Source organism: Streptomyces sp. NPDC028298 (genome assembly GCF_055565895.1).
Genome location: NZ_JBVHTL010000001.1, coordinates 723,302 through 745,249 on the forward strand (window position 1 = coordinate 723,302; position 21,948 = coordinate 745,249).

21 protein-coding genes are annotated in these 21,948 nt (G+C 70.9%); 12 read left to right on the forward strand and 9 right to left on the reverse strand.

The window, feature by feature from the left end; all coding sequences use genetic code 11:
* Nucleotides 1–127 precede the first annotated feature (127 nt).
* Nucleotides 128–1,018, forward strand: a complete 891-nt coding sequence (locus tag ACZ4TO_RS03300) for an RNA polymerase sigma factor SigF (protein ID WP_468023269.1) — start codon at nucleotides 128–130, stop codon at nucleotides 1,016–1,018.
* Between the two features lie 35 nt (nucleotides 1,019–1,053).
* On the opposite strand, the gene ACZ4TO_RS03305 is transcribed toward ACZ4TO_RS03300, so the two are convergent.
* On the reverse strand, nucleotides 1,054–2,247 hold the full coding sequence (locus ACZ4TO_RS03305; protein WP_468023270.1) for a PP2C family protein-serine/threonine phosphatase: 1,194 nt from the start codon (nucleotides 2,245–2,247) through the stop codon (nucleotides 1,054–1,056).
* Nucleotides 2,244–3,848: a sensor histidine kinase gene (locus ACZ4TO_RS03310; protein ID WP_468023271.1), complete on the reverse strand. Its 1,605-nt coding sequence runs from the start codon at nucleotides 3,846–3,848 to the stop codon at nucleotides 2,244–2,246. Before ACZ4TO_RS03310 ends, ACZ4TO_RS03305 begins: the two co-directional genes overlap by 4 nt.
* A 116-nt stretch (nucleotides 3,849–3,964) precedes the next feature.
* Here ACZ4TO_RS03310 and ACZ4TO_RS03315 point away from each other — a divergent pair, with 116 nt between their 5' ends.
* Nucleotides 3,965–4,738, forward strand: coding sequence for a response regulator (locus ACZ4TO_RS03315; protein ID WP_468023272.1), 774 nt, complete (start codon nucleotides 3,965–3,967; stop codon nucleotides 4,736–4,738).
* A gap of 91 nt (nucleotides 4,739–4,829) precedes the next feature.
* On the opposite strand, the gene ACZ4TO_RS03320 is transcribed toward ACZ4TO_RS03315, so the two are convergent.
* Genes ACZ4TO_RS03320 through ACZ4TO_RS03330 form a run of 3 tightly spaced genes read right to left on the reverse strand, consistent with a single transcriptional unit; the run spans nucleotide 4,830 to nucleotide 6,806 of the window.
* Nucleotides 4,830–5,837, reverse strand: a complete 1,008-nt coding sequence (locus tag ACZ4TO_RS03320; RefSeq protein ID WP_385038616.1) for an iron-containing redox enzyme family protein — start codon at nucleotides 5,835–5,837, stop codon at nucleotides 4,830–4,832.
* Nucleotides 5,837–6,133, reverse strand: a complete 297-nt coding sequence (locus ACZ4TO_RS03325; protein ID WP_382779591.1) for a CDGSH iron-sulfur domain-containing protein — start codon at nucleotides 6,131–6,133, stop codon at nucleotides 5,837–5,839. Before ACZ4TO_RS03325 ends, ACZ4TO_RS03320 begins: the two co-directional genes overlap by 1 nt.
* Nucleotides 6,117–6,806: a HemK2/MTQ2 family protein methyltransferase gene (locus tag ACZ4TO_RS03330; protein WP_468023273.1), complete on the reverse strand. Its 690-nt coding sequence runs from the start codon at nucleotides 6,804–6,806 to the stop codon at nucleotides 6,117–6,119. The genes ACZ4TO_RS03325 and ACZ4TO_RS03330 overlap by 17 nt, the downstream gene beginning before the upstream one ends.
* A gap of 352 nt (nucleotides 6,807–7,158) precedes the next feature.
* Here ACZ4TO_RS03330 and ACZ4TO_RS03335 point away from each other — a divergent pair, with 352 nt between their 5' ends.
* Nucleotides 7,159–8,427 carry a PP2C family protein-serine/threonine phosphatase gene (locus tag ACZ4TO_RS03335; protein ID WP_468023777.1) on the forward strand — a complete coding sequence of 423 codons (1,269 nt, stop codon included), beginning with the start codon at nucleotides 7,159–7,161 and terminating at the stop codon, nucleotides 8,425–8,427.
* Between the two features lie 57 nt (nucleotides 8,428–8,484).
* On the opposite strand, the gene ACZ4TO_RS03340 is transcribed toward ACZ4TO_RS03335, so the two are convergent.
* On the reverse strand, nucleotides 8,485–9,438 hold the full coding sequence (locus ACZ4TO_RS03340; protein WP_468023274.1) for a ribose-phosphate diphosphokinase: 954 nt from the start codon (nucleotides 9,436–9,438) through the stop codon (nucleotides 8,485–8,487).
* A 455-nt stretch (nucleotides 9,439–9,893) separates the two neighbouring features.
* On the opposite strand from ACZ4TO_RS03340, the gene ACZ4TO_RS03345 reads away from it, so the two are divergent.
* From ACZ4TO_RS03345 to ACZ4TO_RS03360, 4 genes are all read left to right on the forward strand, one after another.
* On the forward strand, nucleotides 9,894–10,544 hold the full coding sequence (locus ACZ4TO_RS03345) for a DUF4230 domain-containing protein (protein WP_382779582.1): 651 nt from the start codon (nucleotides 9,894–9,896) through the stop codon (nucleotides 10,542–10,544).
* Between the two features lie 155 nt (nucleotides 10,545–10,699).
* The gene (locus ACZ4TO_RS03350) at nucleotides 10,700–11,065 is read left to right on the forward strand and encodes a cupin domain-containing protein (RefSeq protein WP_382779579.1); all 366 of its coding nucleotides are present in this window, start codon (nucleotides 10,700–10,702) and stop codon (nucleotides 11,063–11,065) included.
* Between the two features lie 373 nt (nucleotides 11,066–11,438).
* Nucleotides 11,439–11,894: a VanZ family protein gene (locus ACZ4TO_RS03355; protein WP_468023778.1), complete on the forward strand. Its 456-nt coding sequence runs from the start codon at nucleotides 11,439–11,441 to the stop codon at nucleotides 11,892–11,894.
* Nucleotides 11,895–12,042: 148 nt separating this feature from the next.
* Entirely contained in the window at nucleotides 12,043–13,290 is a 1,248-nt protein-coding gene (locus tag ACZ4TO_RS03360) for a ricin-type beta-trefoil lectin domain protein (RefSeq protein ID WP_382779573.1), read from the forward strand.
* Between the two features lie 196 nt (nucleotides 13,291–13,486).
* Here ACZ4TO_RS03360 and ACZ4TO_RS03365 read toward each other — a convergent pair whose 3' ends face one another.
* Entirely contained in the window at nucleotides 13,487–13,723 is a 237-nt protein-coding gene (locus tag ACZ4TO_RS03365) for a hypothetical protein (protein ID WP_361675434.1), read from the reverse strand.
* 243 nt (nucleotides 13,724–13,966) lie between these two features.
* Here ACZ4TO_RS03365 and ACZ4TO_RS03370 point away from each other — a divergent pair, with 243 nt between their 5' ends.
* On the forward strand, nucleotides 13,967–14,986 hold the full coding sequence (locus tag ACZ4TO_RS03370; RefSeq protein WP_385038628.1) for a PHP domain-containing protein: 1,020 nt from the start codon (nucleotides 13,967–13,969) through the stop codon (nucleotides 14,984–14,986).
* Nucleotides 14,987–15,286: 300 nt separating this feature from the next.
* A complete protein-coding gene (locus ACZ4TO_RS03375) occupies nucleotides 15,287–16,246 on the forward strand; it encodes an SDR family NAD(P)-dependent oxidoreductase (RefSeq protein ID WP_468023275.1) in 960 nt (319 codons plus the stop codon).
* 20 nt (nucleotides 16,247–16,266) lie between these two features.
* Here ACZ4TO_RS03375 and ACZ4TO_RS03380 read toward each other — a convergent pair whose 3' ends face one another.
* Both ACZ4TO_RS03380 and ACZ4TO_RS03385 read right to left on the reverse strand, forming a co-directional pair.
* A complete protein-coding gene (locus ACZ4TO_RS03380; RefSeq protein WP_468023276.1) occupies nucleotides 16,267–17,109 on the reverse strand; it encodes an alpha/beta fold hydrolase in 843 nt (280 codons plus the stop codon).
* A gap of 120 nt (nucleotides 17,110–17,229) precedes the next feature.
* A complete protein-coding gene (locus tag ACZ4TO_RS03385; RefSeq protein ID WP_382779561.1) occupies nucleotides 17,230–18,552 on the reverse strand; it encodes an ROK family transcriptional regulator in 1,323 nt (440 codons plus the stop codon).
* A gap of 167 nt (nucleotides 18,553–18,719) precedes the next feature.
* Between ACZ4TO_RS03385 and ACZ4TO_RS03390 the strand changes: the two genes are divergently transcribed.
* Genes ACZ4TO_RS03390 through ACZ4TO_RS03400 form a run of 3 tightly spaced genes read left to right on the forward strand, consistent with a single transcriptional unit; the run spans nucleotide 18,720 to nucleotide 21,914 of the window.
* On the forward strand, nucleotides 18,720–20,033 hold the full coding sequence (locus ACZ4TO_RS03390) for an ABC transporter substrate-binding protein (RefSeq protein WP_382779558.1): 1,314 nt from the start codon (nucleotides 18,720–18,722) through the stop codon (nucleotides 20,031–20,033).
* Nucleotides 20,034–20,047: 14 nt separating this feature from the next.
* Nucleotides 20,048–21,049, forward strand: a complete 1,002-nt coding sequence (locus tag ACZ4TO_RS03395; RefSeq protein WP_382779555.1) for a carbohydrate ABC transporter permease — start codon at nucleotides 20,048–20,050, stop codon at nucleotides 21,047–21,049.
* Nucleotides 21,042–21,914, forward strand: coding sequence for a carbohydrate ABC transporter permease (locus ACZ4TO_RS03400; RefSeq protein ID WP_382779552.1), 873 nt, complete (start codon nucleotides 21,042–21,044; stop codon nucleotides 21,912–21,914). Before ACZ4TO_RS03395 ends, ACZ4TO_RS03400 begins: the two co-directional genes overlap by 8 nt.
* Nucleotides 21,915–21,948 lie beyond the last annotated feature (34 nt).

Consider the following 21,948-nt stretch of genomic DNA (forward strand, 5'->3'; position numbering starts at 1 on the left):
CGGGACCGCCTCGGCCGCACCGGGGCGCCCGTCGAGCGGCATGGGTTGTCCGAACGGGGGTACCCGCCCTGTTGTCGGCCTCCAGCAGCCGGCGTTACGGGGGCTGGAACCGTGGGAGGGGTCTGACATGACGGTGACCGAGGCGACAACGCTACGGACCGATGCGACAGCGGCACACACCGAGGCGGCGGCACCGCCGACCGCGGACCTGCCGGACCTGCCGGACATAGCGGACCCCTCACGGGTCGCGCCCAAGGACGCACGGCAGCTCTCCCGGCTCTTCTTCGACCAGCTCGCCGTGCTGGAAGAGGGCACGCCCGAGTACCAGTACGCCCGCAACACGCTCATCGAGATGAACATGACGCTCGTCCGCTTCGCCGCCGGCCGCTTCCGCAGCCGCGGCCACGACGAGATGGAAGACGTCGTCCAGGTCGGCATGGTCGGCCTCATCAAGGCCATCGACCGCTTCGAACTCACCCGCGAAGTCGAGTTCACCTCCTTCGCGGTCCCCTACATCGTCGGCGAGATGAAGCGCTTCTTCCGCGACACCTCCTGGGCCGTCCACGTCCCCCGACGCCTCCAGGAAGCCCGCATCCACCTCGCCAAGGCCACCGAGGAACTCCGCAGCCGCCTCGGCCGCACCCCCACCGTCAAAGAACTCTCGCAACTCATGTGCCTGAGCGAGGAAGAGGTCAACGAAGCCCGCGTCGCCTCCAACGGCTACACCTCAGCCTCCCTCGACGCCACCATCGGCTCCAGCGACGACGGCGAAGCCGCCCTCGCCGACTTCATCGGCACCGACGACAACGCCCTCGAACTCGTCGAGGACTTCAACGCCCTCGCCCCCATGATCGCGAAACTCGACGACCGCGAACGACGCATCATCCACATGCGCTTCGTCGACGAATGCACCCAGGCCCAGATCGGCGAACACCTCAACATCTCCCAGATGCACGTCTCCCGCCTTCTCAACCGCACCCTCGCCAAACTCCGCGACGGCATGCTCACCACCGACTGAACCGGACTCCGCCCAAGCGCGCGGACCGGTGGTCCTCACCGGTTGTCCCAGTCCAGGCGCAGCACGGCCAGGTCGTCGGTGTGACGCCCGGCGTTCAGCGCCTGGGTCCGGTCGATGAGGCGGTCGACATGGACGGCCGGGTCCGTCGCCGGCTCGTCGCGTATCAGCGCGAGGAGTCCTTCGACGCCGAGCCGCTCGTTGTCCGAGCCGTTGTGTCCCTCGGTGAGGCCGTCGGTGTAGAGGGTCAGGGCGCCGGCGGCCGGCAGAGGAATCACCGTGGCCGGCCAGGTGCCGAGCCGCGGGGCGATCCCCAGGGCCATTCCGTGTGCGGCGACCAGTTCCCGGGTGCCGTCAGCGGTGGTGAGCAGGGGTTCGTGGTGGCCCGCCAGATGGAGGGTGGCCGTGTTCGCGTGCTGGTCGAGGGTCAGCAGGGTGCAGGTGGCGAACAGGGGCTGGGGGCCGCGTTCGGCGATCAGGATGCGTTCCATGAGGTGCAGCAGGCCGGGGCCGCGGTGCCCGCCGAGGACCAGGGAGCGCCAGGCGATGCGAAGGCAGACGCCGACCGCGGCGGCGTCCGAGCCGTGTCCGCTGACGTCGCCGACGACGGCGTGCAGGAGTCCGTCGTCGCCCTCCACGACGTCGAGGAAGTCCCCTCCGAGCAGTGCTCTTTCGGCGCCGGGCAGATAGCGGGTCGTCACCGTGACCGTGGAGGTGCCGAGGATGGGCTGGGGCAGCAGGCCGCGTTGCAGACGGCCGTTCTCCTCGGCGTGCAGACGGGCTTTCTGGGCCTCGGCCGTCACGCGTTCGGTCTGGCTGCGGTAGACGGCGTAGCGGACGGTCCGGTGCAGCAGGTCGGCCTCGACCTTGCCCTTGACGAGGTAGTCCTGGGCGCCGGCGGCCATCGCCTCGGCTCCCGCCTGCGTCTCGGACAGGCCGGTGAAGACGATCACGGCGGTGTGGGGGGCGAGTTCCCGGACGGCGGCGATGGTCTCGGTCCCCGACATGTCCGGCAGGTGGAGGTCGAGGAGGACGCAGTCGATGGCCCGGGCCGCGAGTTCGCCCCGCGCTTCGGCGAGGGTCGCCGTCGTGGCGAGCTCGAAGCGCAGGCCCGTGTCGTGGAGGAGTTCCTCGACCAGCAGGGCGTCCGCCGGGTCGTCCTCGATGAGCAGGATGCGGTACGCCGGTTCGGGCGAGGGTCTGCCGGGGGTGTCGGTGGCGGCCGCGGTCACTGGGCCGGTTCCGTGTCGGCGCGGGTCGCCTCCGGCAGGGTCGAGGGGCCCATGATCTTGGGGGGTCGCTCGGCGAGGGTGAACGTGATGCGGGTGCCGTCCCGGTGATCGGGGTCGACGGAGATGGTGCCGCCGTGGAACTCGACGATCTTCTTGCACATGGCCAGGCCGATGCCGCTGCCCTTGTAGGCGTCCTTGGTGTGGAGTCGCTGGAAGATGACGAACACCTTCTCGGCGTATTCGGGGGCGATGCCGATGCCGTTGTCGGTGACGGAGAACCGCCACAGCGCGTCTTCCCGTACGGCGGATATGTGGATCTCGGGTGCCTGGTCGGGCCGGCGGAACTTGACGGCGTTGCCGATCAGGTTCTGCCAGAGCATGCCCATCTGGGTGGAGTCGGCGACCAGGTGCGGCAGCGGTTCGTGCGTGATCGAGGCGCCCGTCTCCTCGATGCTCACGCTGAGCGAGGACAGGGTCCGCTCCAGCACCGAGCCGAGATCGACGCTCTGGAGCTCGTGGTGGACGCGGCCGACGCGGGAGAAGTCGAGGAGGTCGTTGATGAGGGTCTGCATGCGGTTCGCCCCGTCGACCGCGTAGTCGATGTACTGGTCGGCCCGGGCGTCGAGCTGGCCGCCGTAGCGGCGTTGCAGGAGCTGGGTGAAGCTGGAGACCTTGCGCAGCGGTTCCTGGAGGTCGTGGGAGGCCACGTACGCGAACTGTTCCAGCTCGGCGTTCGAGCGTTGCAGGTCGGCGGCCTGCGCGTCGAGGCGCAGACGTGCCTCCTCGGCGAACGCCAGCTCGCGCACGAGGCGCCGGCGCATGAAGTCGATCTCGCCGCTGAGCAGGCGCAGGTCCGCCGGTCCGACGGGGGTGATGGGGTGGTCGAAGTCGCCGCCGGCGACGGCGCGGGCGTCCGCGCCGAGCTGGTCCAGGGGTCCGGTGACGCCACGGCGGAGTCCCTCGAAGACCAGCACCGTGAGGGCGGCGATGACGACGGCGATCGCGGTGAACAGCCAGTTCCGGAGGACCATCGTGGTGTCGAGGTCGTCCACGGCCCGGGCCCGCTCCGTCCGCAGCCGCTGCTGCTGGGCGCTCAGGGCGCTGCGGAGCGCGTCGAACTCCTTCTTGCCCGCGGCGGCCCGCTCCGCGGTCAGGGGCGAAGGGCTTCCGGCGGGTGCGGCGGCGATCGGGCGGGCGATCGTCCGCTGCCAGACCTCCGCGGTGTCCCGCACGGTCTTCAGGTCCTTCAGGGCGGCCGAGTCACCCTGGAGCAGCTCCGTCAGGCGAGCCGTGTAGGTCGCCTGGTCCGTCAGCCCCTGCCGGTAGGGGGTGAGGAAGTCGGGGGTGCCGGTGACCCCGTATCCCCGGATGCCGGTCTCCTGGTTCAGCAGGGCCGACTCCAGGCGGAACGACGTGCTCAGGGCGGGCGACTTCACGTCCACGAGGTTCGTGCTGATCGATTGCGTCCGTTGCAGGACCCACGCTCCCGTCACCGCGAGGAGGGTGAGGACCGTCAGCGCGACGGCCGCTCCGACGCGCAGCCACCGCCGGGTCGTCCACGTGGAGGACTCCCCCGCACGCGCTCTCGTGGTCCCGCTCATGCCGTGTACCCCTCCGCTGTGCCGGCCGCCTGCGAGACAGGGGGCAGCGGCCACTGTAGAGGGTGTTCGACAACAACGGTTGTCGTGGGGTCGGTTCGAGACCTAAGGTGCAGCACATGCCTGGCAAGAATTTCGTTCTGCGAACCACTCCCGAGGAGACGGCAGGTGTCGCGGACGCGGCGGTCGGCCGGCTCGCCAGGCACCTCGCCCTGCAACTGCTGGAAGAAACCCCGGTCCGGGCGGAGGGGGATTCGGCACGGCCCCTCGCCCTGCTCCACATACTGGACCAGCTCCAGCAGGCGGCCGAGCGCCTCCAGCGGGACGCGGCCGAGGCCGCCGCCCGCACGGGTGCCGGGTACCCGCAGATCGGTGCTGCCTGCGGCATGAGCCGCCAAGGTGCCCGGCGCCGCTGGCCCGGGCTCTTCAACCACACCCACGAAGCACCCATGGAGCATCCGATGATGACCACCCCCGCTCGGCCCTTCGACGTCCTGCTCGTCGAGGACGACATGGCCGACGCCCTGCTCATCGAGGAAGCCCTCTCCGAGCGTGGGGCCCGCAACCTGGTCCAGGTCACCGACGGGGTCGCCGCGCTCGAGCACCTGCGCGCGCCCGCCGCGGTGCGCCCCGACCTGATCGTCCTGGACCTGAACATGCCCCGGATGAACGGACGCGACCTGCTGCGCATCCTCAAGCAGGACGAGAACCTCCAGACCATCCCGGTCGTCGTGCTCACCACGTCCACCGCGCCCGACGACGTCGCCGACGCGTACAGCAGCCATGCGAACGCCTACGTGACGAAGCCGGTCAACCTGGAGGAGTTTGAGCAGGCGGTCCAGAGCATCGACGCCTTCTACCTCGACACCGCCACCCGCCCGCCGCGCACCTGACCGCCCTTCGGCGCGCCTGACCGCCCTTCGTCACCGCCGGCCGGGCGGTGGCGGGGTCGCGGGGCCCGAGGTTCCGGACCTGTCCGCCGTCCTACGCGGGGGCACGCAGGGCGCTGCGTCCGTCGTGCCAGGCGGTGAGGAGCGTGGCGGCGAGCCGGTCCTCCAGCAGCGTGGTGGCCTGGACGCCGAAGACGACGTCCGGTTCCAGGGCGGGCTCGCTCTCCAGCAGTCCGCCCACCACGTCGTGTCGTACGACCTGTTCGTGGACGGCGTCCGCCTCGACGTGCTCGTCGTAGAAACGGACGGCGGCGGGTCCTGCCCCGGTGCGCCGCAGCGCCTTCGCCAGTCTGCGCGAGCCCGGGGAGGACGTCACCTCGACCGCGGCGAAGTGTCCGACGAGCGCGCCCCGCAACGCCCGGTGCAGCCCGAACAGGGACATCAGGTTCACCGTGGCGAGCGCCTCGGCCGGGGTGGCGTCGAGGTAGTGGCCGTACGCCGTCTCCAGACCGAGGTCCTCCATGAGGTCGGCGAACAGCCCGGCGTGGATCTCCTCCGGGCGCCCGGCGCCGAACTCGTCGTACTCGACCGCCACCATCGCCGCCTTGGCGCGGCCGTGCAGCCGTGGAATGACCCAGGCGTGCGGATCCGCCTCCTTGAGGTGGTAGAGCGAGCGCAGCGCCATGTATTCCGCCAACTGGCCCGGTTCCCCGTCGCGTTGGAGATAGTGCGAGACGCTCGCTCCGTCGTGGCCGACCGGCTCGATCTGCAGCTCGTCGAGAGCCTCCTTCGCGGATACCGGAGGGGGGACGTCGACGCGCAGAGCGGTGAGGAAGCAGTGTTCGAGGGCGCGGCGCAGGGCAAGGAGTCCCGGGTCCCATTCACGGTCGTCGTCCACGCCGTCGAATCCCTGGTAGTGCAGTTCGTACAGCACGTACAGAGCGAGGTGCAGATCGTCACCGTAGGGATCGGCGTCGGCCGCCTGCTCCGGTCCGGGTACCGGACGTCCGTGGGCGAGAGCGGAGACGACGCCGGCGGACAGGGTTCCGCGCGGGGTGGGCAGGGGCGGGCTGCCCAGCCGGGCCTCCGGTCGGTCGGACATCACGCGGCTCCCTCCGCCCCGGTCGCCGGGCCGGACGGGTCGGCGGGCTCCGGGCGATCGTCCCCGGACGGCCCGGCGGGCCCGGTCGTCCCGCCGTCCGGCCTCGCACGGCGACGGTGGCTCGTGTCGCACCACGGATAGGTGCGGCTGCGCCGGCAGGTGCAGACGGCGACGGTGAAACGGTGGGAGACGGTGACGCTGCCGTCCTCGCCGATCACCTCGACGGGCCCCTCCACGAGCAGCGGCCCGTCGGGGTCGACCCGGACCCGGCGCGGCCTTTCAGGCGTGTTCGGCACGGATGACCACCAGCTCTTCCTTCTCGTCCTCGGCCTCGTCACCGAGCAGGCCCCGCCGGCGCAGCCACGGCAGACGGGAGCGCAGTACCGGCCCGAACGGAACCCTGGCCCGGTCCGTGACCACCGCGCTCATGCCGGCGCGGGCCAGCCGGTCCAGGGTGGCGTCGACACCGCAGAGTCCCGAGTGGACCACGAGCAGGGCGCCGGCCGGCCGCAGCACCGTGGGCGCGGCATCACAGATGCGGTCGACCAGGACCCGGCCGTCGTGTCCCGCGTCCCAGGCCCGAGCCGCGCCCCTGCGCGGGAGGCGGGCATCGGGCGAGGGCACGTAGGGCGGATTGCTGATCACGAGGTCGTACGACTGTCCCCGTACCGCGCCCGTGAGGTCGCCGTGGCGCACGGTGACGCGCCTCCGGGCGATCATCGCGTTGAAGCGCGCGGTCAGTACGGCCCGTCTGGAGATGTCGACCGCCGTCACCCGCGCTCCCCGTCTCGCGGCCTCCAGCGCGAGGGCGCCACTGCCCGTCCCCAGCTCCAGCACCCGGGTCCGGGAGCCCATGGACTCACGGCTCAGCGCCCGCGCCAGCAGGCGTGTGTCGTCCTGGGGGCGGTACACCCCGGGAGGCGCCAGCAGGAACGGTGACACCAAGTGGGTGAGCGTCTGGGTCGTCACTGTGTGCCTCCGATGGACGGCTGGCCCGTGTTCCGTGGCCCTCTTCGCGCTGAGTGCCCTCCAGGGGGTGATCCACACGTCGTGGAGACATCGCGCGGGAACCACGGGCCGACCAGGGCGTTCGGCCGGAGCGCACGGGGTCGGTCTGCGAGGATGGACTTCATGGACGTGTCGAGCGGGAACCACGGTGCTCCACGGACGCGATCCCCCCGCCGGAGGGGGGAGCGTTCGTGCGGGCGCGGATTCCTGGCAGCGGGCTGATCACGCTGAACGCCATCGGGTCCGGTGCGCGGCTCGCCGCCTCCGAGGAGGGGGCCGCCTCGGTCGCGGCCTTCGCAGGAGCGAGCCGATGATGAGCGCGACCGGCCACGGCGGGAGGAGTGAGGGGTCTCCCCCGAACGCCCGTCCCGGTGACGACCAGGCCATGTTCTCCGCCCTGCTGGAGGACAGCGTGGAGGATCTGTACGAGCACGCGCCGTGCGGGTACCTGTCCACGACCCTCGACGGCCGTATCGCGAAGATCAACCGGACGCTCCTGGACTGGCTCGGATACGAGAACGGCGACCTCGTGGGCCGGAAGGACTTCGCCGATCTGCTCGCGGTCGGAAGCCGGCTCTACCACGAGACGCACTTCGGCCCGCTGCTGCGCATGCAGGGGGAGGTGAGCGGCATCGCCTTGGAGCTGAAGACCGCCGGGGGCGACCGGCTCCCGGTTCTGGTGACCTCCGTCATGCGCCGAGGCAGTGACGGACAGCCGCTGCTGATCCGTACGACCGTCTTCGACGCCCGGGACCGCCGCACGTACGAGACCGAACTGCTGCGGGCCCGTCAGGAATCGGACCGGGAACGCGAACGCCTGAAGCGGCTGAACGCCACCCTGCAGAAGACGCTGCTGCCTCCCGTCCTGGTGGACGTGCCCGGACTGGACGTCGCCGCGTACTACCACGTCGCCTCCGTCGACGAGGTGGGCGGCGACTTCTACGACCTGTTCCCCCTCGCCTCCGGCACCTGGGGGTTCTTCCTGGGCGACGTCTGCGGCAAGGGCGCGGCCGCCGCGGCCGTCACCTCTCTGGCGCGCTACACCCTGCGGGCGGCCGCCGTGTACGACCCCGCCCCCGCGGCGGTGCTGGCCAATCTCAACACGGTGCTGAATCACGAGTACAACGGCGACGACCCGCGTTTTTGCACCGTCGTCTTCGGCGTGCTCACCCCGGACGGCGACGAGGGCGGCTTCCAGGTCGTCCTGGCCAGCGGCGGCCACCCGCCGGCCCTGCTGATGCGGTCCGACGGCCGTGCCGACTGGCTGCCGACCCCCGGCGGGCAGCTCATCGGCGTCCTGCCGGACGCCTACATCGCCACCACGTCGGTCCGCCTCGACCCCGGCGACACGCTGTTCCTGCACACCGACGGTCTCACCGAGGCCCGCCACCGCGGTGCCGTCGACGGCCGCTACGGCGACGAGGCCCTGCTGGAGTTCGCCCGGGAGCTCGCGCCCACCACCGCCCGTGACGCCGTGGCCGCGATCCGGGATCTCCTCGACACCCTCGGCACCGGCGTGGACGACGACACCGCCGTCCTCGCCTTCAACGTGCCCCGCCGCGGCGACGAAGAGCGGACGTGACCCACGGACCGCCGCGGGTGAAGGGCTCCGGGCGGCCCCACTCGGCGTGAAGCCGGTCTACTGGTTCCGGGGCGCGTCGAACAGGGCGCTGACGGACTCGCCGTTGTGGATGCGCCGGACCGCCTCGGCGAGGGCCGGGGCGATGGACAGGACGCTCAGCTTTTCCGTGTACTCCTCGTCCGGGACCGGCACGGTGTTCGTGCAGACGATCTCCAGGACGTCGGGCTGTTCGCTGAGCCGCTTGAGCGCTCCCGCCGCGAACAGTCCGTGGGTGCAGGCGACCCGGATCGAGTTCGGCCCCAACTCGCGGAGCCGGTCCAGGAGTTCGAGAACAGTGCTGCCCTTGGCTATCTCGTCGTCCAGCACGATGACATCGCGCCCGGCGATCTCGCCGATGACCGAGGAGATGCTCACCCGGTCGTCGGCGAACCGCTGCTTGGCGCCGGCCGCCACCTGGGCGCCGATCAGCCGCGCGAACGCCGCGGCCTCCTTGGCGTTGCCGAGATCGGGCGAGACCACCGTCGTGCGCGACAGGTCGTTGGCACGGAAGTGCGCGGCGAGCTCCCGCAGGGCGTGCAGATGGTCGACGGGCACCGAGAAGAAGCCGTGCACCTGCGGGGAGTGCAGTGTCATCGCGAGGACCCGGCTCGCTCCGGCCGCCACCAGCAGGTCCGCCACGAGCCGGCCCCCGAGGGAGATCCGCGGCATGTCCTTCTTGTCCGAACGCGCGTACGAATAATGCGGCATGACCACGGTGATCCGCCCGGCGGAGGCACCGCGCGCCGCGTCGCACATCATCAGCAGTTCGACCAGGTGCTCCTGCACCGGAGTGACGAGGGGCTGCACCAGGAAGACGTCACGTTCCCGGCAGTTCGCCTGGAGCTGCACCTCGAGGCAGTCGTTGGCGAACCGGCTGACGCGGGTCGGGCTGAGGGGCACACCGAGGTGGGCGCAGAGCTCGGCCGCGAGCTCTGGATGGGCACTACCGCTGAACACGGCGATGTCACGCACGTCCGCTCCTCGCAATGGTCGAACCGGATCGCGTCGCCGGGCACAAGATCGGCCCGGAGCTCGCACCTCATGCTACTGGGCCGCTTTCGGGCCTTCGACCGGGGGTTTTCCGGTTGCGGATCGGCTCGCGGGATGCCGTACCGGCAACGACCCCGCCCGGCGGCGACGGCACCCCGGGGCACCCCGTGCGCGGGGCACGGGCCACGCCGCCCCGGGCACCCGACGCACGGTCCGCTCCCCGGGCCCCGGACGCCTGGCCCACGATCCACTCACCCGGCCCCGGACGCCTGGCGCACGGTCCACTCCTTCGCCCCCGGGCACCTGGCGCACGATCCGCCCGTTCGCCCCCGGGGGCGACCGCGCCGCGCGCGTCCGTCACGCGATCCGGGGGCCAACCCGGCGGCCTGTCAGGGGGCTTGGGGGGTACACGGACAGGCGAAAGGAGGACCGTCGACATGACGACGTCCATCAAACGCATGCCCGGCTGGGCGAAGGTGGTCTCCGCCTTCGTGCTGGTGCTCGTGGTGCTGTTCGCCGGGCTGCGGCTGGCCGTTCTGCCGGGGCTGCGCGATGTGTTCGGCACGGAGACCCACGACAACTCGGGCCCGGCGCTGCTCAAGTCCATCCAGGACATGAGCCGTTACGACGCCGCGTCGGGCAACTTCCAGGTGGTCGTGGACCTGGAGAAGGACGCGAAGTACCTGCCCGACGCGATCCGCGGCACCCGCACGCTGTACGTGGGAGCCGGCACCGTCGACGCCTATGTCGATCTCGGACGCATCGGCCAGAAGGACGTGACGGTCAACGGCGACCGTACGTCGGCCACGCTCCGGCTGCCGCACGCGGCACTGGGGAAACCCGCCCTCGACCCCGACCACTCCTACGCCGTCTCGAAACAGCGCGGTCTGCTCGACCGGCTCGGCGACGTCTTCTCGGACAACCCGAACGACGAGCGGGCCGTCCAGCGCCTCGCCGCCCAGCACATCGGCAAGGCGGCGAAGGACAGCCGCCTCACCGCACGGGCCGAGGAGAACACGACCAGCATGCTCGAGGGCCTGCTGCGCTCGCTGGGCTTCACGGACGTGACGGTCGTCTACGGGACCTGAGTCCAGGAGGGGCCCGGAAGCGGGCGGAGCCGTCGGCGCCGGAGGCGGGCACACCACCGCACCCGGCGCCGACGCGCGTCACGGCGGCGTTCCTCCGGATGACAGTGCCCTCGCGGCGGGCGGACGATGGAGGAAGGCAACGGAAGGAAGCCGTCATGCTGGAGATCAAGACGGTGGACAAGCCCGACGAGCGACGCGACTTCCCGCGGGGTCACCTCGAGGCGGTGCACATGAGCGGGCTCGACTTCGCCGTGGGAACCTTCGAGCCGGGCTGGCGCTGGTCCGAGTCGGTCGGCCCCATCGCCGGAACGAAGACGTGCCAGATCCACCACAACGGTTATGTGGTCCAGGGACGCATGCACCTGGTCATGGACGACGGCGGAGAGGGCGAGGTGGGTCCCGGAGACGTCTTCGTCTGCCCGCCCGGACACGACGCCTGGGTCGTGGGCGACGAACAGGTCATCGTGTACGACTTCGCCGGGGGCATGGCCACCGACTACGCGAAGGCGAAGGACGCCTGAGAGCCCGAGACACCTCCCCTTGTCGCAAAGTCCGCACCGGTCCGGAACGGCGGGCATTCTCGGCGCCGCCCGGGGTAAGCGGGCTGCACCAGAGGACAGCTGAAAAGGGGAGGGTCTCATGGTCCGCACCGCGTTGCGTGCTCGTGCCGCCAAGGCCGTGGCAGGCCGGCGTAAGCCGGCACCGAAATCGGGATCGGACCGGGCGAAGCCCGCGCCGAAGGCCGGGCGAGGCAAGTCGGCGCCGAAGACCGACCGGGGCAAGGGGTCCTCGAAGGCGGACCGGAGCGGGCCGGAGAAGCGGGGGTGGTCGCTCCTCGGCCGCCGGTCGGCGGAGCGGACCCCGCCTCCGGAGCCGGCGCGGGAGACCGGCGCCCTGGCCCTGCCCTTCCGGCTGCTGGCCATGCTGATCGCGTTCGCGGCCATGGTGGCGTTCGCCGTCGCGCTGGCCCGGCTGACCCTGGAGCCCTCACCGGCGTCCACGGCACTGATCCACAACAACCTTCACCCCGGGGCCTCGCTGCGGGCCTATCTCGACCAGCCCGAACTGCGCGACGCCGTCAAGCAGATCGGCGGGAACCTCCTGCTCGGGGTGCCGTTCGGCGTGCTGATGCCGGTGGTGTTCCCGAAGACCCGCGGCCTCCTGCGCGTCGTCGTGCTCACGGCGGTGGTCATGCTCCTGGTCGAGCTCGTCCAGGGAGCCCTCATCACCGGCCGTTCCTTCGACATCGACGACGTCATCCTCAACACGACCGGCGCGCTGGTGGGTTACCTCCTCCTGGGCCGCCGTCTCGGCCGGGCCGTCCACCCCCGCAAGCGCTCGCGCGCCTGACCCCGACCTCAACTGCTGGTCCGTACCAGAGTATTGACACGTCGTTTCCTCACTCCTTAAATCAAGAGGCGAAGCATGGACCCCCCACCATCGACCCCCCACCTCAGTCGGCGCTCCCGTCATGGGCGGCCGTACGGAAATGAGAGTCATGGACTCCCCACGCCTGCTCCGCCGATGTCTCCTGGCCGCGTTGTCCGCCGCGCTCGTCGCCTCCGCCTCCGTGGCCGCCGCTCCGGCCCACGCGGCTCCGGCGGCGGCCGCGGCGGCCGTGACGTTCCAGGACACCTTCGACGGTCCCGCCGGTTCGGCCGTCGACTCCTCCAAGTGGCAGCTCGAGACCGGCGACAACGTCAACAACCATGAGCGGCAGTACTACACGTCGGGCAACAAGAACGCCGCGCTCGACGGCCAGGGCCATCTGGTGATCACGGCCCGCAAGGAGAACCCCGCCAACTACCAGTGCTGGTACGGCACATGCCAGTACACGTCGGCCCGGATGAACACCTCGGGGAAGTTCACGTCGACGTACGGTCATGTCGAGGCCCGGATGAAGATCCCGCGCGGGCAGGGCATGTGGCCGGCGTTCTGGATGCTCGGCAGCGACATCGGGCAGGTCGGCTGGCCGAACTCCGGCGAGATCGACGTCATGGAGAACGTCGGCTTCGAACCCTCCACCGTGCACGGCACGATCCACGGTCCCGGTTACTCGGGCTCCGCCGGCATCGGCGCGGGCTACACCCTCCCGAACGGCCAGGCCTTCGCGGACGCCTTCCACACCTTCGCGGTCGACTGGGCGCCCAACTCGATCACCTGGTCGGTGGACGGCACGGTCTACCAGCGCCGCACGCCCGCCGATCTGGGCGGCAACACCTGGGTGTTCAACAAGCCGTTCTTCCTGATCCTGAACCTCGCGGTCGGCGGATACTGGCCGGGCGACCCCGACGGTTCCACCTCCTTCCCGCAGCAACTCGTCGTCGACGAGGTGAAGGTGACCACGAGCGACGGTTCGGGCGGCACCGGCGGCGCGATCAAGGGCCTCGCGGGCAAGTGCGTGGACGTGGCCGCCGCCAACTCCGCCAACGGAACACCCGTACAGCTCTACGACTGCAACGGAACCGGCGCCCAGCAGTGGACGGTGTCCGCCGACGGCACGATCCGCGCGCTCGGCAAGTGCCTGGATGTCACGGGCAACGGCACGGCGGACGGCTCGACGGTCCAGCTCTGGGACTGCACCGGCGGCGCGAACCAGAAATGGACGGTCACCGCGGCTCACGACATCGTGAATCCGCAGGCGAACAAATGCCTGGACGTCACGGGCAACAACTCGGCCAACGGCACCCGGCTGCAGATCTGGACGTGCACCGGTGGCGCCAACCAGAAGTGGACGGTGGGCTGACGGGCGGCTCGGGCGAGCGGCCAAGGGTCCGGCGGGGCACTCCCGCCGGGCCCTTTCGCTTGGCCGGGGGTCCGGCGGGGCACCGCGTGCCGGTCCTCTCGCACGGCCGGGGCCCGGTGAAAGCCATCCGAGCCGGGCCCGTCCGCCCGAGCCGCCCGAGCACCTTCGCCCGGGGCCGTTCGCCCCGTCGCGCGCGTCAGCGTGGATGCCAGGTGAGCTTGTCGCCGCCCACCCAGCGGACCACGTCGGGGTCGTCCAGATCGTCGACCGTGATGCCGTACGCGGCCGCGTACTCCAGGACGTCCGTGATCGCCTTCGCCTCGCCCACCATCTCGCCGTCGATCTCCATGATCCGGAACGGCGGCGTGCCCGGCTGCACCCCGAGCACCATGATCCGTGGGTGGGAGATGTGAGGGCTCGCGCTTTCGGTCATGACTAGAGCGTAAGGGGATTTCGGCTCTTCCCGCTGGTCAGCGGCGGAGCGCCGAGGGCCCGGCACCCGTGCGGCCGGGCACCGGCGAAACAGGGGGCGTCCTGGCGTTCACCCGGTCGGGTGAGACCGCGCCAGCGAGCCCGGCGCTCCCCGCTCCCGGGCGTCCGCCGTGCGGTCCGGCGACGGCTGGGCAACGCTGGGGGAAGCGTGCGGCGGCCGACGCGACCGCAGGGAGGAGTGCCGATGGACCCCGTCGAGGCCCTGGACCGGATCGCGTTCCTGCTGGAGCGGAGCCTGGCACCCACGTATCGCGTACGGGCCTTTCGCACCGCGCAGACCCTGCTCGCCGGGCTGCCCGCCGACGAGGTCCGCGAGCGCGCCGCGAACGGGACGCTGGAGTCGCTCAAGGGCATCGGCCCGAAGACCGCGCAGGTGGTGCGGGAGGCGCTGGCCGGCGAGGTGCCCGGCTACCTGGAGAAGGTGGAACGGGAGGCCTCGGGACCCCTCGTCGAGGGCGGTGCGGGCCTGCGGGAGCTGCTGCGCGGCGACTGCCATCTGCACTCCGACTGGTCGGACGGCGGCAGCCCGATCGAGGAGATGGGGCGCACGGCGGCACGGCTCGGTCACGCATGGGCGGTCCTCACCGACCACTCGCCCCGGCTGACCGTGGCGAACGGCCTGTCGCCGGAGCGGCTGCGCGAGCAACTGGCGCTCGTCGCCGCCCTCAACGAGCGCTGGGCGCCGTTCCGGCTGCTCACCGGCATCGAGTGCGACATCCTGGACGACGGATCGCTCGACCAGGAGCCGGAGCTGCTGGAGCAACTGGACGTGGTGGTCGTGTCCGTGCACTCCAAGCTGCGGATGGACGCGGGGCCGATGACCCGCCGCATGGTCGCCGCCGTGCGCAATCCGCACGCGGACATCCTCGGCCACTGCACGGGCCGGCTGATCACGGGCCGCGGTCGCCCCGAGTCCGCGTTCGACGCCGATGCGGTCTTCGCGGCCTGCGCGGAGACCGGCACGGCCGTCGAGATCAACAGCCGCCCGGAGCGCCTCGACCCGCCGCGTCGGCTGCTGCGCCGGGCGGTCGACGCGGGTGTCCTGTTCTCCCTGGACACCGACGCGCACGCCCCCGGACAACTGGACTGGCAGATCTACGGGTGCGCACGGGCCGAGGAGTGCGGGGTGCCGCCGGAGCGTGTGGTCACCACATGGACCCTGGAGGACGTGCTCACCTGGGCCCGGACCAGGCAGATCCCGTGACGCACGTCACCGTCGAGGGCGCCGATCCGGGGAACACCCACAGGTAGTTACCCGTTGAACAAACCGTGGGTGTGGATGGGACAGTGTCCCCGGGCCTCACCCAAGCCCGCAGGGACGATCGTCCGGCTGAAGCCCTGTGGAGCGTTTCGCCGCGAGGCGACCGCCATCGGCGCCCACACAGACGACCCCGACCGTGATTCCCCCATCCGGTCGGGGTCTTTCTCGTCCCGGGGCCGGCCGTGCGCCACCCCGGCCGTGTCCGCTTGACTTCGAGTCCGCTCCAATTCGTAGCGTGCGGGCATGAGCACTGCACAGCACAAGATCGGTTCGGGATTCGGCGCCCGAAGCACCGCGGACGACGTCCTGGAGGGCATCGACCTCTCCGGGAAGCTCGCGATCGTCACGGGCGGCTACTCGGGGCTCGGCCTGGAGACGACCCGGGCCCTGGCCAAGGCGGGCGCCCGGGTCGTGGTCCCCGCGCGGCGCCCGGCGACCGCGCGCGAGGCGCTGGCCGGCATCGACGGCACCGAGACCGACGAACTCGATCTCGCCGACCTGGACAGCGTGCGCGCCTTCGCCGAGCGGTTCCTCGCCTCGGGCCGTGTCGTCGACATCGTCATCGACAGCGCCGGCGTCATGGCCTGTCCGGAGACGCGGGTCGGACCGGGCTGGGAGGCGCAGTTCGCGACCAACCACCTCGGCCACTTCGCGCTGGTCAACCGGCTCTGGCCGGCGATCGCCCCGGGCGGCGCCCGGGTCGTGTCCGTGTCCTCCGCCGGCCACCACAACTCCGGCATCCGCTGGGACGACGTGCACTGGCGGACCGGTTACGACAAGTGGGAGGCCTACGGGCAGGCGAAGACGGCGAACGTGCTCTTCGCCGTGGAACTCGACCGGCGCGGACGGGACTTCGGTGTACGGGCCTTCTCGCTGCACCCCGGCGGCATCCTCACCCCGCTCCAGCGGCATCTGCCCAGGGCGGAGATGGTCGAGCGCGGCTGGATCGACGAGAACGGCACCCCGCTGAACCCGGAGGGCTTCAAGTCGCCCGAGCAGGGTGCGGCCACCCAGGTGTGGGCCGCGACCTCGCCCCAGCTCGCCGGCATGGGCGGGGTGTACTGCGAGGACTGCGACATCGCCGAACCGGCTCCGGCGGACGGCACCCGGACCGGCGTGAGCGCCTACGCCATCGATCCCGAACCGGCCGCCCGGCTGTGGGAGTTGTCGGCCGAGCTGACCGGCGTGAACGCCTTCGGCTGAGCCGCGCCGGCGCCCGAGCGTCACACGCGGCCGTCGTCCGCCATGAACTCCCTCAGATCCGCGGTGAGTTGTTCGCGGTGGGTGGCGAACAGGCCGTGGCCGGCGTTCTCGTAGACCTTGAGCGTGCCGTCGGGCAGCAGGTCCGCGGCCCGGCGGCCGGTCAGGTCCAGGGGCGCCGAGGCGTCATGGGTGCCGTGGACGACCAGGGCGGGCAGGTCGATCGCGGCCAGTTCGGGGGCGACGTCCAGGGTGACGACGAGGTCGCCGAGGGCGGCTCCGGCCCGCGCGGTCGCGCCGTGGCAGCGGTCGACCATGGAGCGTACGTACGCCCCGGAGAGGTCGTTGCCGGGCAGGCCGCGGGCGAAGAACGCGTCGGCGCCGTCCGCGAAGAACGCGGCCCGGTCCTGGCGGAACTCCCGGTTGCCCGCCTCGACGAGCGCCGGGTCGACGCCGCCCGGATGGTTCACGGTCCGCGCGGGGCCCGGTGCCAGACCGGCGACGAGCGCGATCCTCGCCACCCGCCCGGCCCCGTGCCGGGTCAGGCAGCGGACCACCTCGGCGGTCCCCACGGAGTGTCCGATCAGGGTGACCTCCCGCAGATCGAGGTGCCGGAGCAGCCCGTCAACGTCGTCGGCGAGGCTGTCGAGGTCGAATCCTCCCCAGACGTCGTCGGACCGGCCGTGCCCGCGCCGGTCGAACCCGACACAGCGGTGACCGGCTTCGGCGAGCGGCAGCATCTGGTGCTCCCACATCTCCGTGCCGAAGTAGGCGCTGTTGACGAAGACGGCCACCCGGCCGTCGGCGGGGCCGTAGTCGACGAAGTGCAGCCGGGCGCCGTCGACGGGGCTCGCGAAGTACGGCATGGGTCCTCCCGGGATCCGGTGGTGCGCGTTCGGGTCGCTGTGCCCTTCATCGTTCCGGGAGGCGGCCAAGGGGTCGATTACCCCGGGGGTCATGCGGACGCGGGGTACCGGGTGCCGGGCTCAGTGCGGCGCGCGTTCCTCCAGGGCCGTGCGCCAGGCGGGTGACGGCCCCGTCGGCGCGGGTTCCGCGCGCCGGCCGCCGCGGGCGAAGAAGTCGGCCAGCGGGAGGATCGCGGCGCCGACCGTGACGGCGTCGGGGCCGAGCCGGCCGAGGTCCACGGTGACGTGCTGGGCGGGGTAGCGCAGGGCGTACGAGGAGGCGTACCGGCGGACGGCGGGCAGGAAGCGGGAGCCGAGCTGGAGGCCGGCCCAGCCGCCGATGAGGATGCGTTCGGGCTGGAAGAGGTTGATCAGGTCGGAGAGGCCCGCGCCCAGGTACTCCGCGGTCTCCTCCAGGACGGCGAGCGCGACGCGGTCGGGCTCGGCGCCCTCGGGCGGGTAGGCGGCGGCGAGCATCGCGGTGAGCGCGGTCTCCTCGTCCGTGCCCTCCGGGGGCCGCCCGCCCTCCTCGCGCCAGCGGTCGAGCAGCGCCTCGGCTCCCGCGTACGCCTCCAGGCAGCCGAGGGCGCCGCAGCGGCAGCGGCGGCCCCTGACGCGGACGGTCAGGTGCCCCCATTCGACGGACCGGCCGTTCTCGACGTCCTCGGTGACGAGGCAGGCGCCGACACCGGAGCCGAAGAGCACGACCACCGCGTTGCGGGCGCCGCGGCCGGCGCCGAACCACATCTCGGCCTGGCCGAGGGTGCGGGCGCCGTTGTCCGCGAAGTACGGGACGGTGTCGGGGAGTTCGCAGGCGGAGCGGAGCAGGGACTCCAGCGGGACGGCGTCCCAGCCGATGGTCTGGCCGTGCACGACCGCGCCCTGCTCGGGCGTGCGGGCGACGATGCCGGGCACTCCTATGCCGACGCCCAGGAGCTGTTCGGGGGCGATGTCCGCCTCGGCGAGGACCTCGGCGATGCCGTCGCGGATGTGGCCCACGATGACGTCGACGTCGTACTCCTGACGCCGCAGCGGCCGGTCGGTCTCGTATCCCGGGTGTTCCAACGGCCGCTCGGTGCGGGCGAGTTCGGTGAGGGTCAGATCGAACAGCTCGACCCGGACCCGGGTCTCGCCGACGTCGACGCCGATCATGTGGCCGCTGCCGGGCACGACACGCAGCAGGGTGCGGGGGCGTCCGCCGTCGGAGTCGACGCTTCCGGCCTCCTCGACGAGGCCGTCGGCGACGAGTTCGGCGACCACGTTGCTGATGGATCCGGAACTCAGCCCGGTCGCGGGACCGAGTTCGTAGCGGCTCATCGGGCCGTCGAAATACAACCGTTGTAGTACGGCGGTCCGGTTGCCCCGCCGCAGGTCACGCACTGTCCGACCGTTCCGCCCCGCCATGTGAAGTCCCTTCCGGCATGCCCGACCTGCAAGATACCCCTGCGCGATCCCTTGACGCGACTTTCTTCCGGGTCTTAACTCACGTCCTAAATTAAGCCATGAGGGTCGTTCGGGAAGTGAACGCGGACGCCGTCATGACTCCCTCCGGGAAAGGGACATAAGCAGCCATGCGCAGAATCCGAGCCGCGGCCGCAGGTGCGGTCACCATCTCTCTGCTGACCGCCGCGACCGCCTGTGGCGGCGGCTCGTCGAGCGGCGGGTCCAACGCCTCGCCGAAGACACTCACGTACTGGGCGTCCAACCAGGGCGCCAGCATCGAGATCGACAAGAAGACGCTCGCCCCCGAGCTGGCGAAGTTCGAGAAGCAGACCGGCATCAAGGTGAAGCTGGAGGTCGTGCCCTGGTCCGACCTGCTGAACCGGATCCTCACCGCCACCACCTCGGGCCAGGGCCCGGACGTGCTCAACATAGGCAACACCTGGAGCGCCTCGCTCCAGGCCACCGGCGCGCTGCTGCCCTGGGACGCGAAGAACTTCGACAAGATCGGCGGCAAGGACCGCTTCGTCGACTCCGCGCTCGGCTCGACGGGCGCCGAGGGCAAGGACCCCGCCGCGGTGCCGCTGTACTCGATGGCGTACGCGCTCTACTACAACAAGAAGATGTTCGCCGACGCCGGGATCGCCAACCCGCCGGCCACCTGGGACGAGCTGGTCGCGGACGGCAAGAAGCTCTCGAAGAACGGCAAGTGGGGCCTCGGCGCCGAGGGCTCCAACGCCTCGGAGAACATCCACCACGCCTTCGTCTTCGCCAAGCAGCACGGCGCCGACTTCTTCACCGCCGACGGCAAGGCGGACTTCACCAACGACGGTGCCGTCGCCGCGGTCAAGCAGTACGTGGACCTGATGGCGAAGGACAAGATCATCGCCCCGGGCAACGCGGAGTACGCGCAGAACCAGTCGGTGAGCGACTTCGCCAAGGGCAAGAACGCCATGCTGCTGTGGCAGTCCGCGGCCGCCAACCTCAAGTCGCAGGGCATGGCCGAGGACTCGTACGGCATCGCCCCGGTCCCCGTGCAGTCCGGCACCCCGGGCACGGGCACCAACGTCAACTCGATGGTCGCGGGCATCAACCTCGCCGTGTTCAAGAACACCAAGAACCTCGACGGCGCCACGAAGTTCGTGAAGTTCCTGACCAGCGACGCCGAGCAGAAGATCCTCAACGGCGCCTACAGCTCCATCCCGCCGGTCAAGACCGCCCAGACGGACACCGCGTTCAACTCCCCCTCGAACGCGGTTCTGAAGGACACCCTGGCCAAGAGCGCCGCCGCCCTCCCGCAGGTCGCCGACGAGTCCCAGTTCGAGACCGCGGTCGGCACCGCCGTCAAGAGCCTGTTCGCGGACGCCGCCGCCGGTCGCGCGGTGACCACCGCGTCGGTGAAGGCGGCGCTCGAGAAGGCCCAGCAGCAGATGCCGAAGAAGTGAGTGCGGACACCGTCATGACCACCACGACCGCCGCTTCCGCCGAACCCGGCGAGCGGACGGTGCGCAAGAGCTCCCCCGGTGCGGCGCGCGGCCCGCGCCGCACCGGGCGGATCAAGCGCATCGGACTCCCCTACCTGCTGCTTCTGCCCGCGCTGGTCCTCGAACTCCTGGTGCACCTGGTGCCGATGGTGATCGGCATCGTGATGAGCTTCAAGGAGCTCACGCAGTTCTACATCCGCGACTGGGGCACGGCGCCCTGGGCCGGCTTCGACAACTACTCGGTGTCGGTGCACTTCGACGAGCCGGTCGGCAAGGCGCTGCTGCACTCCTTCTTCGTCACCATCGCCTTCACGCTGCTCTCGGTCGGTCTGTGCTGGCTCATCGGCACGGCCGCCGCGATCTACATGCAGGACAACTTCGTGGGGCGGGGTGTGCTGCGGGCCCTGTTCCTCGTGCCGTACGCGCTGCCCGTCTACGCGGCCGTGATCACCTGGGTGTTCATGTTCCAGCACGACAACGGCCTGGTGAACCACGTCCTGCACGACCAGCTCCACCTCACCGACAAGCCGTCCTTCTGGCTGATCGGCGACAACAGTTTCTACGCGCTGCTCACCGTGTCCGTCTGGAAGGGCTGGCCGTTCGCCTTCCTGATCGTCATGGCGGGGCTGCAGAACATCCCGGGCGAGCTGTACGAGGCCGCCGCCCTGGACGGCGCCGGTCTGTGGCAGCAACTGCGCCGCATCACCCTGCCGTCGCTGCGTCCGGTCAACCAGGTGCTGGTGCTGGTGCTGTTCCTGTGGACGTTCAACGACTTCAACACGCCGTTCGTCCTGTTCGGCAAGACCGCCCCGGACGCGGCGGACCTCATCTCGGTCCACATCTACCAGGCCTCCTTCGTCACCTGGAACTTCGGCACCGGCTCGGCGATGTCCGTGCTGCTGCTGCTCTTCCTGCTCGTGGTGACCGGCGCCTACCTGCTGCTGACCTCCCGGGGAAGGAAGACGGCCGATGTCTAGCACCTCCACCACGCCCCGCTCCCCGATGGCCCCGCCGCGGTCCTTCCTGTGGTCCCGGCGGATCTTCCTCACCCTGCTCAGCGGTTTCGTCCTGGTGCCCGTGTACGTCATGGTCTCCAGCTCGCTCAAGCCGCTCGCGGACGTCTCGGGGAAGTTCCGCTGGCTGCCGAGCGGACTGACGATCCGGCCGTACATCGACATCTGGTCGACGGTGCCGCTGGCGAAGTACTTCGTGAACTCGCTGATCGTGGCGGGGGCGGCCACGGGCTGCTCGGTCGTGATCGCCGTGTTCTCCGCCTACGCCGTGAGCCGTTACAGCTTCCGCGGCAAGCGCGTGTTCACGGTCACCGTGCTGTCCACCCAGATGTTCCCCGGCATCCTGTTCCTGCTCCCGCTGTTCCTGCTCTACGTGAACATCGGCAACGCCACCGGGATCGCCCTGTTCGGCTCGCGCGGCGGTCTGATCCTCACGTATCTGACCTTCTCGCTGCCGTTCTCGATCTGGATGCTGATCGGGTACTTCGACTCGGTGCCCCGCGATCTCGACGAGGCGGCGCTGGTGGACGGCTGCGGGCCGCTCGGGGCGCTCTTCCGTGTCGTCGTCCCGGCGGCCATCCCCGGCATCGTCGCGGTCGCCGTCTACGCCTTCATGACCGCCTGGGGCGAGGTGCTGTTCGCGTCGGTGATGACCAACGACGCCACGCGGACCCTCGCCGTCGGCCTCCAGGGCTACTCCACGCTCAACGACGTGTACTGGAACCAGATCATGGCCGCCTCGCTGGTCGTCAGCGTCCCCGTGGTGGCCGGCTTCCTGCTGCTCCAGCGCTATCTCGTCGCCGGGCTCACGGCGGGAGCCGTCAAGTGACCGGCCCCGCCGAGGACATCGACACCATTGACGA

What these genes read in the sequence shown, in the direction of transcription:
- ACZ4TO_RS03300 (WP_468023269.1), top strand. Translation starts at nt 128, where the DNA reads ATGACGGTGACCGAGGCGACAACGCTACGGACCGATGCGACAGCGGCA.
- ACZ4TO_RS03310 (WP_468023271.1), bottom strand. Translation starts at nt 3,848, where the DNA reads ATGAGCGGGACCACGAGAGCGCGTGCGGGGGAGTCCTCCACGTGGACG.
- ACZ4TO_RS03315 (WP_468023272.1), top strand. Translation starts at nt 3,965, where the DNA reads ATGCCTGGCAAGAATTTCGTTCTGCGAACCACTCCCGAGGAGACGGCA.
- ACZ4TO_RS03320 (WP_385038616.1), bottom strand. Translation starts at nt 5,837, where the DNA reads ATGTCCGACCGACCGGAGGCCCGGCTGGGCAGCCCGCCCCTGCCCACC.
- ACZ4TO_RS03335 (WP_468023777.1), top strand. Translation starts at nt 7,159, where the DNA reads ATGAGCGCGACCGGCCACGGCGGGAGGAGTGAGGGGTCTCCCCCGAAC.
- ACZ4TO_RS03345 (WP_382779582.1), top strand. Translation starts at nt 9,894, where the DNA reads ATGACGACGTCCATCAAACGCATGCCCGGCTGGGCGAAGGTGGTCTCC.
- ACZ4TO_RS03350 (WP_382779579.1), top strand. Translation starts at nt 10,700, where the DNA reads ATGCTGGAGATCAAGACGGTGGACAAGCCCGACGAGCGACGCGACTTC.
- ACZ4TO_RS03360 (WP_382779573.1), top strand. Translation starts at nt 12,043, where the DNA reads ATGGACTCCCCACGCCTGCTCCGCCGATGTCTCCTGGCCGCGTTGTCC.
- ACZ4TO_RS03365 (WP_361675434.1), bottom strand. Translation starts at nt 13,723, where the DNA reads ATGACCGAAAGCGCGAGCCCTCACATCTCCCACCCACGGATCATGGTG.
- ACZ4TO_RS03370 (WP_385038628.1), top strand. Translation starts at nt 13,967, where the DNA reads ATGGACCCCGTCGAGGCCCTGGACCGGATCGCGTTCCTGCTGGAGCGG.
- ACZ4TO_RS03375 (WP_468023275.1), top strand. Translation starts at nt 15,287, where the DNA reads ATGAGCACTGCACAGCACAAGATCGGTTCGGGATTCGGCGCCCGAAGC.
- ACZ4TO_RS03380 (WP_468023276.1), bottom strand. Translation starts at nt 17,109, where the DNA reads ATGCCGTACTTCGCGAGCCCCGTCGACGGCGCCCGGCTGCACTTCGTC.
- ACZ4TO_RS03385 (WP_382779561.1), bottom strand. Translation starts at nt 18,552, where the DNA reads ATGGCGGGGCGGAACGGTCGGACAGTGCGTGACCTGCGGCGGGGCAAC.
- ACZ4TO_RS03390 (WP_382779558.1), top strand. Translation starts at nt 18,720, where the DNA reads ATGCGCAGAATCCGAGCCGCGGCCGCAGGTGCGGTCACCATCTCTCTG.
- ACZ4TO_RS03395 (WP_382779555.1), top strand. Translation starts at nt 20,048, where the DNA reads ATGACCACCACGACCGCCGCTTCCGCCGAACCCGGCGAGCGGACGGTG.
- ACZ4TO_RS03400 (WP_382779552.1), top strand. Translation starts at nt 21,042, where the DNA reads ATGTCTAGCACCTCCACCACGCCCCGCTCCCCGATGGCCCCGCCGCGG.